General features: G+C 62.4%; 13 protein-coding genes. 9 read left to right on the top strand and 4 right to left on the bottom strand.

The genetic code is table 11. From position 1 onward, the window contains the following. Positions 1-23: 23 nt before the first annotated feature. Genes ACAX61_RS17665 through ACAX61_RS17640 form a run of 6 tightly spaced genes read left to right on the top strand, consistent with a single transcriptional unit; the run spans position 24 to position 5,491 of the window. Positions 24-155: a hypothetical protein gene (locus ACAX61_RS17665; protein ID WP_370715970.1), complete on the top strand. Its 132-nt coding sequence runs from the start codon at positions 24-26 to the stop codon at positions 153-155. After that, positions 152-2,083, top strand: coding sequence for a hypothetical protein (locus tag ACAX61_RS17660; protein ID WP_370715969.1), 1,932 nt, complete (start codon positions 152-154; stop codon positions 2,081-2,083). The genes ACAX61_RS17665 and ACAX61_RS17660 overlap by 4 nt, the downstream gene beginning before the upstream one ends. Continuing rightward, positions 2,080-3,174, top strand: coding sequence for a conjugal transfer protein TraN (gene traN / locus ACAX61_RS17655; protein WP_370715968.1), 1,095 nt, complete (start codon positions 2,080-2,082; stop codon positions 3,172-3,174). Before ACAX61_RS17660 ends, traN begins: the two co-directional genes overlap by 4 nt. After that, positions 3,146-4,036 (top strand): type-F conjugative transfer system pilin assembly protein TrbC, encoded by an 891-nt coding sequence (locus ACAX61_RS17650; RefSeq protein ID WP_370715967.1) that lies wholly within the window; start codon positions 3,146-3,148, stop codon positions 4,034-4,036. Before traN ends, ACAX61_RS17650 begins: the two co-directional genes overlap by 29 nt. Further along, positions 4,008-4,604, top strand: a complete 597-nt coding sequence (locus ACAX61_RS17645; protein ID WP_370715966.1) for a S26 family signal peptidase — start codon at positions 4,008-4,010, stop codon at positions 4,602-4,604. The genes ACAX61_RS17650 and ACAX61_RS17645 overlap by 29 nt, the downstream gene beginning before the upstream one ends. Then, positions 4,601-5,491 (top strand): thioredoxin family protein, encoded by an 891-nt coding sequence (locus tag ACAX61_RS17640; protein ID WP_528084558.1) that lies wholly within the window; start codon positions 4,601-4,603, stop codon positions 5,489-5,491. Before ACAX61_RS17645 ends, ACAX61_RS17640 begins: the two co-directional genes overlap by 4 nt. 20 nt (positions 5,492-5,511) lie before the next feature. Here the strand turns inward: ACAX61_RS17640 and ACAX61_RS17635 are convergent, their stop codons facing one another. Both ACAX61_RS17635 and ACAX61_RS17630 read right to left on the bottom strand, forming a co-directional pair. Next, positions 5,512-5,910 carry a type II toxin-antitoxin system VapC family toxin gene (locus ACAX61_RS17635; protein ID WP_370715965.1) on the bottom strand — a complete coding sequence of 133 codons (399 nt, stop codon included), beginning with the start codon at positions 5,908-5,910 and terminating at the stop codon, positions 5,512-5,514. Then, the gene (locus tag ACAX61_RS17630) at positions 5,907-6,158 is read right to left on the bottom strand and encodes an AbrB/MazE/SpoVT family DNA-binding domain-containing protein (RefSeq protein ID WP_370715964.1); all 252 of its coding nucleotides are present in this window, start codon (positions 6,156-6,158) and stop codon (positions 5,907-5,909) included. Before ACAX61_RS17630 ends, ACAX61_RS17635 begins: the two co-directional genes overlap by 4 nt. Here ACAX61_RS17630 and ACAX61_RS17625 point away from each other — a divergent pair. Beyond that, on the top strand, positions 6,142-6,807 hold the full coding sequence (locus ACAX61_RS17625; RefSeq protein WP_370715963.1) for a hypothetical protein: 666 nt from the start codon (positions 6,142-6,144) through the stop codon (positions 6,805-6,807). The two genes, ACAX61_RS17630 and ACAX61_RS17625, sit on opposite strands and share 17 nt — an antisense overlap. A 59-nt stretch (positions 6,808-6,866) precedes the next feature. On the opposite strand, the gene ACAX61_RS17620 is transcribed toward ACAX61_RS17625, so the two are convergent. Continuing rightward, positions 6,867-8,033, bottom strand: coding sequence for an ATP-binding protein (locus tag ACAX61_RS17620; RefSeq protein ID WP_370715962.1), 1,167 nt, complete (start codon positions 8,031-8,033; stop codon positions 6,867-6,869). A 104-nt stretch (positions 8,034-8,137) separates the two neighbouring features. Between ACAX61_RS17620 and ACAX61_RS17615 the strand changes: the two genes are divergently transcribed. Further along, the gene (locus ACAX61_RS17615; RefSeq protein ID WP_370715961.1) at positions 8,138-9,562 is read left to right on the top strand and encodes a conjugal transfer protein TraH; all 1,425 of its coding nucleotides are present in this window, start codon (positions 8,138-8,140) and stop codon (positions 9,560-9,562) included. A gap of 8 nt (positions 9,563-9,570) precedes the next feature. Beyond that, positions 9,571-13,314 carry a conjugal transfer protein TraG N-terminal domain-containing protein gene (locus tag ACAX61_RS17610; RefSeq protein ID WP_370715960.1) on the top strand — a complete coding sequence of 1,248 codons (3,744 nt, stop codon included), beginning with the start codon at positions 9,571-9,573 and terminating at the stop codon, positions 13,312-13,314. Here ACAX61_RS17610 and ACAX61_RS17605 read toward each other — a convergent pair. After that, entirely contained in the window at positions 13,311-13,688 is a 378-nt protein-coding gene (locus tag ACAX61_RS17605; protein ID WP_370715959.1) for a hypothetical protein, read from the bottom strand. The genes ACAX61_RS17610 and ACAX61_RS17605 overlap by 4 nt on opposite strands. Between the last annotated feature and the right edge of the window lie 895 nt (positions 13,689-14,583).

The raw sequence follows: 14,583 nt of genomic DNA, 5'->3' as shown, positions 1-14,583 counted from the left end.
ACCCCTCCTCGCCGCATGTCATCGTGGCCACGCTGACCGTTTTTGAAGGACAGGCTGTGTTTCGGGCGGAACTGCCCGGCCCGGTTCCATCCACGCTCCTGTTCCGGCTGCGGCGCGGATCCCGGCGGATCATCCCGAGCGAGATCCGGCCATGAGGAAGCGCGCTCTGCTTCTTGTGGCGGCATTCAGCCTGCCAGTGCCGCTTCATGCCCAGACCGCGGAGGATCGTGCCCGCATCGCGGCCGAGGCTGCGAGAGCGAAGAGTGCTGATAGCGACGCGATCCTTGGGCATTATGTGACGCCGGGCCTTGCCGGAGAGTCGATCAGCACGGTCGATTCCTCCAGGACGTTCACGCCCAACCTCGCCTGCCAGAAAAGCGCGACTTTGCTCGAACTGCTCGCGCAGCCCAATGCGAGCGGAGATATCGGCACGCTCAGCATTTCGCGCGACCGCGATCTCGACGGCAGTTTCGATGAAGCGATGACGGTGCCTGTGCCGGTTTCAGGGATCTGCGCCAACGGGCTCATTTCCTGTGCGCCGGGCAGCTGGAATGCCTGCCGTTTCTTCCGGTGGGATACGGCCGCGTCGGGATCGCTCAAGCTCACCGAGGTCGAGCTAACCGATCTTGCCGGCTGTTACTGCGTCAACAACAGCTGTGGCACCAATCTCGTCTGGGGCAATATGGCCTCGGTGCTCAAGGATCTGGGTGGCGGTGTAGTGGGCGCCCTCACCACGAGCGATCCGCGTATCGGCGTTGCCCAGGCTTCCATCGAAGGCCCGGTGATCCGCTATACGGGTGCGCAGACCACCTCCTGCGCATCGCAACCCCAGGTTGGCGCGACGGCCTACAAGGCTAATCCGAATGTGATCGCCGGCGACGCCTATGCGGCGGCGCAGGGGAGCAGCCTGTTCCAGGCGCTGTCGGCCTCGTCGACCGGAACCGGGAGATCTGAAGTCAAGCAGAGTTGCAGCGTCATGCGTCAGATCACGCTGGAAGAAACAAGCGTGGACAAGATCATCGACAGAATTTCCGGCGGCTATGCCACTACTATGAGCGGCGCGGACAGTGTCTCGTTTCTGCTGGGCTCGCCGCGTGACGACAGCCTGAAAGGCGGCAGTTGCCAGCTCTTCGACTTTGCGATGACCCTCGATGTAAAAGATCCCGATCGCCTGCTCTCAGCCGTGCTGTCACATTATTATATGGACGACTGGATCCAGGTGCGGATCGACGGCGAGCTGATCCTCTCGGACCTTTCCAGCTGGACCGGCGAGGGATTTCCACCTGCCAAATGCGAGCGGAAGAAGACCTGGCACGGTTATCCCGCGCTCGATCTGAAGCCCTGGCTCACCAGGGGCCAGCATGTGATTTCCGTCCGCGTGGCGGTCGGCAATGAAGGCGAGGTGTTCGCCCAGATCGACGCGAAGGTCGATGCCAGCTGCCGTGTAAGCGAACGCATTGTCGATACCTGCTCGGGTTATGCGGCGAACGGTGCCTGCCGTCTTGCCGACGAAGAAGTGGACGGCGTCACGACATTTCGCAATGGCGTCGGGACGGGCCTTACCTCCTTGGCCCAGAGCCGGTTGATGGGCACGGGCGCCTGCATGACGCGGATCAGCCGCGATTTCTTCGAACGCCGGCGCTCTTATGCCTGCACAGTCGAACTGGGCACGACACCGCAGCCCGATCTGTCGCGCGGCGCCTATATCATCGATCATTCGACCGAGACGTTGCTGGCCGACCGGGTGCGGACGGCCGATGGCGGCCATAGCCTCACGACCCGCAATTTTGCGCTTCCGGATCGTGGCAGCGTCAATGCCTGCGAACCGATCTGCAAGACGCGCAAGGCACAGGCCAATAGCGCCGCAGCTCCTGATGGCGTGACCGGTTCGAAGCAGACCAATCCAACAGGCTGGGACTTTTTCTATCACGCCTGCCAGGACAGCAATGTCTGCCCCGCGGGCGAGGGCGAGGAACTGGTGCAGGGCTGCGGCTGCATCGACGATTTCCCCGAAGCGGTGGTGATGATGCAGACGGTACGTCTGGGCGGCGCGGATATGATCTGCACGGGTGCCGTGCGATGACGCCGGTGCGCAGCCTTCTTTCGACGCTCCTGTTTGTCGGGGCGAGCCTGTCGCTGGTACCGGCGACCGTCATGGCCCAGCAGTTGTGCGCGGTTGATCTGAACGGCAATGGCGATGCGGCCGATGACGGCGAGACGGCAAGCTGCCACCTGACCGGCTTGGGCGGCTGGATGTGCCCGATCGGCGAAACGCGCTGCGAGGCGGATTCGGCCGGGGCGATGCACTGCCCGCTTGGCGATCAATATGCGTGCGCCGTGCCGGCCAGCGGCGGCGCGCCGACTTGTTCCCCCAACGCCTGCATCGACACCAACGCCAACCCGATCGTCGATGATCCGGTCGTCGACGATCCGGGTGTCGAGGCGGATGGCGGCGTCGATGCCGACGGCAATTGTCTTGGCACGATCGAGATTTTCTCGGGCCGCGCCGCGCGGTGCCGCCCGGCCGGGCTCAAGACCACCTTCTCGAACTGCTGCAAGGACAAGGGCAAGATCGTGAAGGACGGCATGGGTGGTTCGATCTCGTCGATCGGCACCAAGATCGCTGTTGCCAAGGGCGTATTCACCGGCATGAAAGCGGCCTATGGCGCGTTCAAGGCCGGCGCGACGGCGGGCCAGGCCGCAAGCGCGGGTGCCAATGCGATCGTTGTCGGCATTGACCCCACATCGATCGCGATCAGTCTCGCCATCAACTTCATGATGGATTTCCTGCTTTCCGGTTGCGACCAACAGGACATGGAAGTGGGCATGCTGCGCGGGTCGGGCATGTGCCATGAGGTCGGCAGCTACTGCTCCTCGAAGATCCTTGGCATCTGCGTCCAGAAGGCCCGCGGCCATTGCTGCTTCAACACCAAGCTCGGCCGGATCATCCAGGAACAGGGCCGGCCGCAGTTGAAGGCTTTCAGCGCGGTCGGCTGGGGCACGCCCAAGCAGCCCTATTGCCGGGGCTTCACGCCCGAGGAGTTCCAGGCGCTCGATTTCTCGCGAATGGACCTGTCGGAATATTATGCGGAAGTCGAGGCGCGCGCCCAATCCGAAATCCAGATCGACATGAAGGACAAGATCGATGTCTATATGCAAACGATCAACAACTAGCCGCGCGCTCCTCCTGGCAGCCATTGCCCTTGCCCCGCTGCTGGCAGGGGCAAGCGAACCGCAGAGTGCGGCTGGTCAGCAGCGGAACGGCAACGCCCGTACGCGCATCCAGGATCAGGGCGAGGCGGCGATGGAGCGCGTGAAGCTCGCTGCCGACAAAGCAAAGACCGCCAAGCCCTCTTCACCCGTTCTACCGGCCAAAGCCGATGCCGCCGCGCAGCGCCGTGCGTTCGAGGGGATCAACAGGCGCAAGCAGGATCCGGCCATGGCGAAACGGGTGGAGGCCGATGTCGTGGCGGCCCGCGATGCATTGGCCCTCGAGCGGGAGGCTGCGAGCCGTCGTATCGCCCAGGCCCTGGGCCTTGAACAGCCCGAAGAGGCAGCGCTGGCCGGAGTCGTATCCACCGGTGGTGCGAAACACTGCGTTCCCGTCCTGTTCGTTTCCTCGTCCATGCCGGTCGAGACGCTGCGCACCTATGCCGGGCAGCTCGAACGCGCAGGCGGCGTCATGGCCTTCCGCGGCATGCCGGGCGGTATGCGGCAAGTGGCGCCGATGGCGAAATTGTCGGCCGCCATATTGCGCCGCGATCCCGGTTGCGAAGGCCCTGCCTGCGCAATGCGCGACGTGCAGGTCATCGTCGATCCCCTGGTGTTCCGCCAGCATGGCGTCACCCAGGTGCCCGCGCTGGCGATGGTCCCGGGCGATCCGACCCTCCCTTATTGCGAGCGTGACGAAGCCAGCCCGCGAGCCGCGCACATCGTGCTGGGCGACGCTGCCCTATCGGGATTGCTCGAGGAATATGGCCGCCTTGGCGGCAAGGAGGAGGTGCGAGATGCTCTTGCTCACCTGGCGAGCCGGTAACCGCCTCTGGCGCGAACTCAAGGATCTGCCGCTCCGGGCGGCCGTAGCGCTCGGCGCAAGCGGTCTTGGGCAACCGGCGCGGCCTGCCCAGCTGCTTAAGGCCTATGGGATCGTGCTGCCCATCGGTCTCTTTGCCTGGTGGGCGATGCCGCAGATCACCTTGGTCATGACGCCGTCGATCGACGCGTGGGTCGTCCATCGCTCTCCGGGTCCGATTCATCGCGGCGACCTCATATCCTTCACATTGTCCGATCCCGTAGCCGGCCCGAAGCCCGTCGCCATCACCAAATATGCGCTCTGTCTGCCTGGCGACCGGATCAGCATGGTCGAGAGGCATGGGATTGGCGGGCTGGCCCTGAATGGCTGGTATTATTGCAATGGCACTCTGTTGGGCGTGAGCAAACCTGCTGCACGCAATGGCAAGGCACTCACGCATTGGCAGCCGGAAAGCCCGCGCATTCCCGAGGGGATGATCTTCGTCGGTTCGCGGCATCCCGACGGATATGACAGCCGCTATTACGGCCCGGTGGCGATCGAGCGGCTCACGCGCATGGAGAAGCTGCTGTGAAGCACATGCTCATCCTGGGCATGGCCTTGCTCCTGACCCCCGGTCCTGCATGCGCGCAAACGGCGCCTGCGAGCGCGGGCGATCGTACGGCACGAGGCTACTGGTGGTACGAGACCCCCAAATCTGGCGCGGAAGAAGATGTACGGCAAGAGACGGTCCCCAAGCCCGTCATCCCGCCAATGGTGGAACTGGCCAAATGGTCGCCGCCCCGGATCGCCAAGCTCATCGTGGAGCAGCGCGACTATGCTGCAACCGTCCTGACGATCGACGCGGTCGCGGATTTCTGGCGGCTGCAGGATTTTGCCAGGCGCAAGGCCCGCGCCTTTGCCGGCGTGACCCAACTTGCCATGCTGACCCATCCCGAACTCAACGCCAAGGCTGCCAATCCGATGGTCGGCGAGGCACGCGATGCGCTGGGCGCGCAGAAGGATCAGGTGCGCCGTCAATATCTGCGTGCGCACGCCGGGGAATTTGCGCTTGTTATGTTTGCCCGGGAGTCCTGCGGCTATTGCAAGGTGCAGTGGCCGATCGTCCAGCGGTTCCAGGACGACATGGGCTGGCAGGTAAGCCTGATGGATCTCGATCGCAGGCCCGACCTCAAGCAGCGTTTCGGGGTCGAGGTGACGCCGACCACCATGGTCATCCGTCGGGGCAGTCCCCAGCGCATGGTGATTGCCGCAGGTGTCGAGACATATCCCAATCTTGCGCAGATGGCCTATCAGGCCGTGCGATTGCTGAGCGGCGATATACGCCCCGAGCAGTGGCTGACCGGCGCGGGCGAGGAAGACGGCTTCTTCGATGCGCTGGCCAATGGCCCGGTCTCCTCGACCGATCCGCGCGTGATCGGCGGCGATCTCGTCGATGTCGGATCAGGACGCGAGCGATGACCTTCCAGTATCATCCACAATCACTTCGGCACGATGGCCTTGCGCCCGGCGGCTGCAAGCAGCTTGACGGCGGTCTTGTCGAAGCTGACGAAGATCTCGCCGTCGAGCCATTGACCGTCGTAGGCGATAACGCCATCCGCGAAATCGCCACCAGCCTCGAGCAGCGCGAGCCCCGCTTCCGCTGCCAGTCGATCCATCGCGACATTGTCAGCTTCGAAGAGAAACCGAATAGAGGTGCCAATCCTTGCCGGCGTGAAGTCAAAGACGCTTCTCAGCACCCAGCAAAACTCGCACAAGGCCGGAATCGCCACGGCAACGACCTCGGCCTCCTTGATGAGTTTTGCGGCAATAGGCCCCTGCACAGGATCGTCCTGCGTCGCCGCCCGAACGAGAATATTGGTATCGGCAGTGATCTTCACAACTGGCCTGCCCAGCCCTTCCGGATCGCCTCGTTCATCTCTTCAATCGAGACAGGCCGTTGGCCCTCCCGCTTCAGGCATCCGACGAAATCGACAATCTTGCCTTTTGGCCTGACCGCCCGAATCCGGATTTCGCCGCCCGGCAGCTTATCGAAGCCGATTTTGTCGCCGGGATGGACGCCAAGGTGCTGGAGCAGTTCCTTGCGCAGCGTGATCTGCCCCCTGGTCGTGATGGTGACTGCATTCATAAGACTCGTCCTTCCAAAAACGGATTGTAAGAAAAAATCCCCTTACCTTCAAGGTAGCATTGCCGAAGTCGGACAGCTCCCGCTGATATTTGGTATTGTGCTGCTGTCCGGCTCTCCGGTCCCCGCCTGCGCGCAGCCCATCACGCGAGAGCAGGCGATGCGCGCGGCGATTCATCCCGTTGCAACCGAAGCCGAGTTACGTGAGTGGCTGACCCGCGTGCCGGTGACGCGCGATTTTCCGCCCGACTTCGAGACCATGCTGCGCGGCCAGGCATCGCTCTATGTGATCGAGATGAGCACGGCGTCCGGCTGCCTGCCCTGCGGCGATCTCTGGACGAAGCTTCTCGCATTCCGCGGACGCTATGGCTGGCAGGTCCGAACGTTGCGACAAGATGAGGCGGCGCTGAGATCGGGGCGCCTGGGCCTTCCCTGGGTCGGGAACCCGGTCGCATGGGTGCGGCCACTGGCTGATCCGGGTCGTATGGTACCGATCGCGATCGGCACTGACCATGGCGTCAACATCGCGCGTAATGCATGGCTTGCTGCCCGGATGCTGACCGGTACCCGGGCAGCGATCGGCGTGCGCGCCATGTCGAAATTCACCGGGATCGTCGGTGGGACAGGCGAGCAGAGCGGGAGGCGGCCATGAGAGCTGTGCCGCCCGTGTTGCAATGTTCCAGCAGAGTTCCGCCCGTTGTCCCTGTCTGCTCAGTGCTGCGCCACCAGTTGCTGGCCCAGCAATACAAGTGGCATTGCCTCTATGCCGTGGCCGAGCGGGAACGGTTCGCGCCCAGGATAAATGACGACACGCCGCTGGGGTTCGAGATCGGCGCAAGCATGATGGAAGCCGCGTTCCACTTTGGGTGTGAGGCTGCGCTTGATCTCGATGGCCCAGCGCTTGCCCCCAGGGAGTGTGAGCAGCAGATCGATTTCAGCGCCGGCCGACGTGCGATAGAAATGGGCCTGCGTTCCTTCCGGCGCGGCGGCGATCAGAGTTTCAATCACGAAACCTTCCCAACTGGCGCCGACGACGGGATGCCCCAGAATGTCGTCGATGGTTGCAAGGCCAAGCAGGCTGTGAACGAGGCCGCTGTCGCGCACATAGATGCGCGGACTCTTGACCAGGCGCTTGCCGCTGTTGCTGTGCCAGGGTTCGAGACGGCGAACGAGCAACATGTCGACCAACAGGTCGAGCCAGGTCGCTATGGTCTTGCCATCGACGCCGATCGAGCGGGCGAGTTCGGCGGCATTGTGCAAACCCGCCTGATGATGGGCGAGCATCGTCCAGAAGCGTCGCAAGGTTTCCGCAGGAATGCGCGGCCCCAGCATGGGCACGTCGCGCTCCAGATAGGTGCGGATGAAATCCTGTCTCCAGCGCTGGCTCAGTGCGTCGCTTTTCGCAAGGAAGCTGTCGGGAAACCCGCCGCGTGCCCACAATCGCTCAATCTGCGCCTCGGGAATTTCGAGCGCATCCAGCGGTCGCATTTCGAGATAGCTGATCCGGCCAGCCAGGCTTTCTCCCGATTGCCGCAGAAGTTCGATCGACGCGGAGCCGAGCAACAGGAAGCGGCCGCTTCGCAATCCCTTGCGACGCCCCCGGTCGATCACGCCGCGCAGGATCTGGAAAAGGTTGGGCGCACGATGAACTTCATCGAGGATGACCAGCTTGTCCTCATGCCCGGCAAGATAGAGTTCCGGTTCCGCCAGACGCGCACGATCCGCCTCGGATTCAAGGTCGAGATAGAGCGAGGGACGCATCCTGGCGATCTCCTGAGCCAGCGTCGTCTTGCCGACCTGTCGAGGCCCCAGCAGCGCAACTGCCGGGCTTCTGTCGATCGTTGCCGCCAGATCCACCTTGATACGCCTCTCGATCATCCGCGCATTTATGGATCATCACTCCAGATTTGCAAGGTTAGTGGCTCGCGCCATGGCGCTGCAGGCGGCCCGTATTTCGCTCTTTCGTCTCAAGGAAATTCGTCATGGTCATTTCCCATCGGCGCCTGATCTCCACGCTGGTCCTGATTGTCGCTTCGTGCGGCCAGACAGTTCCGGCCCACGCCCAGGGTTGGGCCGAGAGCTGGTTCGATAATGTCACCTATACTTCGCCCGGCAGCTTCGAGGACCAGACACGCGGCTATGTCACCGCCGGTGGCATGTCGGGCCGGGTCGATGTCCATGACGACTATCTGATGAGCCTGACGCTGCCCAAGGTGAAGGCGGGCTGCGGCGGCATCGACATGTTCCTTGGCGGCATGTCGTTCCTCGATCCCGATTATCTGGTCCAGAAGCTGGAAACGATCCTGCAGGCCGCGCCGGCCGTCGCCTTCCAGTATCTTCTGGAAACGCTGGACGAGAAGATGGGTAATATTATTTCAAAGATGGAGGCGGCGACCAATTTCCTGAACTCTATTCAGGTAAACGACTGTCGTCTTGCCAATCGCATGGTTCAAATTGCGAAGGGCGACGACAATATGTCCGGCATCGTCGAGGAGATGACCGGCTACAAGTCGATCCGCGAAGGCTATACCAATAGTTGGCAGCAGAGCCGCGAGAAGATCCAGGCCAACAAGGGCAATCCGACCGAGGATCTGAAGGAAGCGCTCGCCAATTGCCCGGCCGAGGTCACGGATATCTTCAAGACCGGATCGCTGCTGGCGCACGCGGCCGCGCGCGTCGGCGCATCCGACTGGGCGGGCGTCATGCGGGCCCGGGTCGGCGACGTCTACATGCGCTGGGATGCCAACGACAAGGTGCCGCTCTTCTCGGCCATTCCCGCCTGCCCGCGCCAGGATACCGAGAGCGCCGACGATTTCCTGACCGGTCGCGTGCCGACGCGGGCGCTCAACATCCCCGCGACCGCAGCGGATTGTTCGGTGAACGGCGCTGGCCGCGGCGCGCTCATACTGGCGCGCGAGCGGATGGAGGCGATCTCCGTCAAGATCCGGACGCGCGCGGCGCTGACCACGGAGGAAAAGCAGTTCGTCGCCAATGTGCGGACACTGCCGGTCTATCGTCTGCTCGAATGGGGCGTGCGGCAGGGCCTGACCGATAGCGTCATCGCCGACACCGATGAGCTGGTGGCTCTCACCCTCGCCTATCAGATGCTGAACGATCTGACCCGTTCGATCGACTTCGCACTGCAGAATGCCGAACGCGGTGTGACGACAGCGGGCGCTTCGGATGCCGAGAATACGAACATCTGCCAGACCCGTATCCTGACCAAGGGCATCGAGCAGTTGCGCGAGTTGCGAGACGAGGTACTGCGCCAACGCGCGCAGATGCGCCAGTCCTACATGGCTGCCATGAACCAGGCGAACCTCTCGGCGAATTATGCGGGTGTCGTCCGCCAGCGCGACCGCGATGCTCGCGACGCCGCTGGCGCCAACGCCAATCGCCACCGGTGAGGCGGGCCATGCGTCACATGATCCGCCTGTTCCTCGCTCTTGTCGGGTGTCTGGGCGCGACGCCCGCGCTGGCGATCGACGCGAGCTATCACACATGGGACGGCTTCTCGGAGACCGTCGATGCGTTTCACCTGGTCGCGATGATGTTCGGCGATCCGCGGTACGAAACGCTGGTCGTGATCATCGCGGTTGCCGGGATCGGGCTGGGTGCGGTTCTGGCGAGCATCAAGGGCTCCGGCATGGGCCTTGTGGCCTTCGGTTTCCAGATGCTGATCGGTATCGGCTTGTTCGCCGGGATGATCGCTACGACCGGCACGATCCACATCTACGACCGGGTGCGTAACGCCTATCAGCCGGTCGGTGACGTCCCCAATCTCATCGTGCTCGTTGCCGGCGTTACCAACCTCATGGAGCGGGCGCTTGCCGAGACTATCGACGACAATACAACCGATCCCAATGCCAAGCTGGAATTTGGCGCCGGCGGCCATGCATTCGACCTGTTCCTGAACGCCGTAAGTCCCCGCAGCCCGATCGTGGACACCTTCCTCGATGCGACGGTGAAGGATTATGTGCGGCAATGCTATCCGGTCGCCCGCGTGTCGCCGGCCTATGGGGTCGACGACGATCAGCTCTTCCGGACGTCGACCGATCTTCCGGCCTCCTTCGCGGCGATGGCGGGACCGGCAACCTTCTCGACCGTGTACACGGCAAGCGACAAGGCCGGCTCGACGATGAGTTGCGAGGAAGCATGGGGCTATATCGCCGATCGCCTTTCGGACAGCACGCTGTTCGACGCTTATAGCGACCAGGTCTGCGCGCGTACCGGCTTCGACGTGACCCAGGCGGCCCAGCGCGATCGCTGTCGCCAGCAGATCGATGCGCTGGGCGACATGATGCTGGGTCATTCCATGAGCCGGCAGAAGTTCCTGACCAACATCCTGCTCGGCCAGACCGTCGGCGACGTCCTGTTCGAGGATTCCCCGGCGGCAACCGCGCGTGTGATGGCCAACCGGGCGATCGAATCCAACGGACTCGCCACGCTCTCGACCGCCAACGAATGGATGCCGACCATCCGCGCCTCGGTCTTCGCGATCATGCTGATGATGATGCCAATCGCATTGCTCTTCATCCTGACGCCGATCAACCTGCGGGTCGCGAGCTTCGCGCTCGGCCTCTTCGTGTTCGTCGCGCTCTGGGGCGTCATCGATGCCGGCATCTACCAGCTCACCCTCGGCAGGGCGATGGACGTCCTGGCCGAGTTGCGGGCGACCAATGTCGCCGCCGATAGCTGGATCCTCGCGCCCTCGGCGGCGATGAAGGCGCTTGCCATCTTCGGGTCGTTTCGGACTGCCGCGGCGGGCCTTGCCGGCGCGTTCGTCTTCACCGTGTTCCGCTTCTCGGGCAACATGTTCACTGCCTTCACTTCCGGCATGCTCGGTGTGCAAGGTCAGGGCAGCATGGTGGCCGCGACCGTCGGAACGAGCGAGGGCTATGCCTCGGCCCTAGAGGCGCAGGCCTCGGCCGGTGGTACCATGTCGCGGCGCGCTGCATCCTCAGGCTTCGGCGATTTTGGAGAGCGTAGCAGCTTCGGTCTGGACCGTAGCTTCGCGTCGGCCGGATCCGTGCTCGGCGAACAGGGCGGCGGCGCGGCGGGAACTGCAGCCTTCGGTCTCGGCCGGGCGGACGCCGCGCGGGAACTGGGCGGGCTCTCCCCTGCCCTTGTGGGCCGGGATCTGAGCGATCCGGCGACTGCGCGCGCGGTACGCGCCAATGCCGCGACTTCGGCGATCCACAATTTTGCCCAGGGCGATGCACTGCGTAAGCTTGGCACGACTTATTTCGGCCAAGGCCAGGGCGGCGAACGCGCCTTTGCAGCCTTCGCGCAGAATATGGTGCAGTGGAAGGCGTTCGGCGACCAGCGCGCCTACGACATGATGCAATCGGGCGCGCAGCGCCATTTTGAGCGCAGCGGCTATGATGCGAAGGATGCCGCGCTCAAGGCATCGACGGTCATCGCGCAGGCGAGCGCCGATCCGACGTTCGCCAAGCTGACGGCCAATGCCTTCGATCAGGAGCAGATGCTGCGCAATGATCTGACTGCGGCGCAGACGCAGGTTGGCGCGATGGAAGGCCGGCGCGACTATGCGGGCGACAGGGTTGCCGCCGTCGAGCGCGGCAATGTCGCGACCGAGCAGGCGCATCGAACGGGCGGAAATCAGGGACAACGGCAGGCTGCGGCCATGCTGGGTCTTTCCGTCACCGAAACCAGCCGGCGCATCGGGTTCATCAATGCACTTTCAGGCGAGGCGCGATCGAGCGCGATCAGCCAACTCTCGCGCGCGACCGGGCGCAACGAGGCGCAGGTCCTGCGCGCGCTGGAGATTTACAATGCCGCCGTGCAGGTCGGCACGGCCGATGGTGCGACCGCTGAAGCGGCACGCGAAGGCACCAGCGTCTATGGGCGCACGCGGGAGGCTGCAGGCTATGATTTTGCCGAGCGGTCGGGCAAGCTCGATGCGCAGCGCGAGATCGGGCCCGACGGGGTACGCAGCAATGCCCAGATCGGCGAGCAGCGGCGGCAGGCGGACAATGCGGGCTTTGCCGAAGGCGCGGCGGCCGCCGGTGTATCGGTCCGGGAAGCGGCTCGCCTCGATTCCTTCATCCGCGCACTCGCCGGTACTGCAGGCAATCAGGTCGATATGGCCGAGGGCGGCGCGGAAGGCATCGCCGATCGCGCGCGCAATGAACGCCTGACCGGAATCGTCGACAAGGAGCGCCTTACCCGCACCCAGGCGCTGCTGCGCGCGCATGGCGTCGAAATGTCCAGGCGCCAGATAGCCATGGATCAAAATGGTGACCTCAGCCTCAATCTGACACCGGAACTCGCGGCGCAGATGTGGCGGGGCGGCCTGATCAACGAGAGCCAGCTTGGCGCCATTGCCAATGGCGGGCATGCCCGGTTCAGCTTTGCCCATAATGATCTGCTCGTTTCCAGTAGCACCGGGTTTAGCCAGTCCGCCCGCAATGACACGAGTACGCGTTTCGAGGCCGGTAAGCAGGCGGGCCCCGACACGATCGAGCATTTCCTGGGCAGTGGCCCGGAAGGTCAGGCCGTCATGGCCAACTGGCTGCGTGGTGGGTTCGAGATGGATCGACGAGGCAACTGGCGGCTGAAACCGCAGGTGGCCGATACGCTGGAGCGCGACGTTTCCGCGATCATTGCGCAGACGGGGTGGCAACGATCGCTTTCTCGAAATGCAGACCATCAGACTTCAAACACTCAAAGCGTGTCGGGTGACCTCTCCGCAACCGCCAGCAGGGGTGTTGGCAGTGGCAACAAGGGTGACAAAGGTAAAGCGGGAACCTCAGGTAGCGCCACAGGATCGCTGAGTGGCAAGCTGGGAATGGATATCTCCGACCGGGGAGCTGCGACTGTTTCGGCGCAGTCATCGATGGACATCGTGAATTACGATGTTCGTGAGGTCATCGCCTCAGCGGAGAAGGCTGCCGCCCGTTCGGGACGCCCTGAGGAAGCGTTCGCAAAGGAATTGAGTGAGGGAGTTCTCGGGAATCAAGGGCTTCGCAATCGTTATTTGGAACAAGCAGATTCCGGTCGCGGCACTATGCAGGTCACAGCCCCTCTTACTTCGATGGAACAATCGTCGATCCTGAGTTCAGGTCGATTGTTGTTGGATCGGGATCATGGCCCCGCAGACGGTGACTCCAGCTATAAGGAGCGCCGGGATCCCTAATGCCTATCCTTCATCAAGCCGACGCGTCTGTGGTAGCTGCTGCCAGATCGTATATCAAACGGGTCCGTATAAGGATCGATCATCGGCCTTTGCGAGGGCGGTTCCGGTGTTATCACCCATTCACCGCATGCGACCTTGGCTTTGAGGAAGCCATATCCCAATACCGCTATTACCGTGATCGGATTGAAGACGAAGATCAGCAGGACCATGGTGTTGACCAGGTAGATGTTGAGCTGGTCAAAGGGGATGGTGATCATCAGCTCGAGACCGACCCAGTAGAGCAGGGTCAGGACCCAGGTCAGTTTTGCATACCATGGGCGCCAGAACCAGTCGGCAGCGCGCGGCGAGATATGGGGTGTCTCGACGCGGTCCATCTCCAATTGGCTGGATTCGTTTGCGGAAATCACGGGCAAAACCTTTCTGGCAGTTCTTCTAGCATATGTTGCCGGGAGAGGGAATCGCGCAGCGGAAGAAACGCGTCCAAACGCCTTTCATGGAAGCCTGAAAGGTCCTGTGCCATTCATGACCGCACCTCGCTTTTCTCCTCCCTCCCACTCTTCCTTAGACCATTTTCGGCTGAAGGCCTGATCACGCTCGCGGGTCTTCCCTGGTTGGAACAACCACATGATGAAGCATCATCGTATCCGGAGGTAGGAACGCGTGGCTGAGAACCGATTCTTGACTCCCGAGGAAGTTTCTGAGCGCTATCGCGGTGTCGTAACACTCCACACGCTTGAGAATTGGCGATCACTCAAGATCGGACCACGATACATAAAAATCGGCAAAGCGGTGCTTTATCCTGTTGAGGAACTCGATTCCTGGGACAGAGAAAACATCGTTGAATGCCGGAAATCAAAGATGGTGGGACGGTCAAGAAAGACAGATGATTGAGATTGCCTTTTGAAATCCCCTGCACGAGTAGGGCATAGCGCATCAACACAGGTCTTTGATCAGCTGATATTAGTCCGGGATGGCCGAAAGATGTGGTCAGTCGCGTACTCAATTGTCGAGATATATTCGCGACAGTTTCTCCTGGATGCTTTCCTAATTTTCACGCTTGCGTATTTTGCACTTGCACACGACCGCTCGCAGATGCAGCATTGTCGGGCCTTTCAGGCATCCTCTCCTAAAAACTATGGCTGGCCAAAGTGGATGGATCGAAGAACTGGGGTTTGGGGGTATTTTGGTCTGATCATTCCCGGGAGGGCGTGGATTTGATCCCGAGATTTGCGGTTTCTCTGCTGTGCGAAGGGCGATCGGGCCTTCACT

The sequence above is a fragment of the Sphingomonas sp. IW22 genome (assembly GCF_041321155.1).
In the GTDB taxonomy this organism is placed as follows: Bacteria; Pseudomonadota; Alphaproteobacteria; order Sphingomonadales; family Sphingomonadaceae; genus Sphingomonas.
Note: the sequence above shows the minus strand (reverse complement) of the source record. Positions and strands in the feature narration are given on the sequence as shown.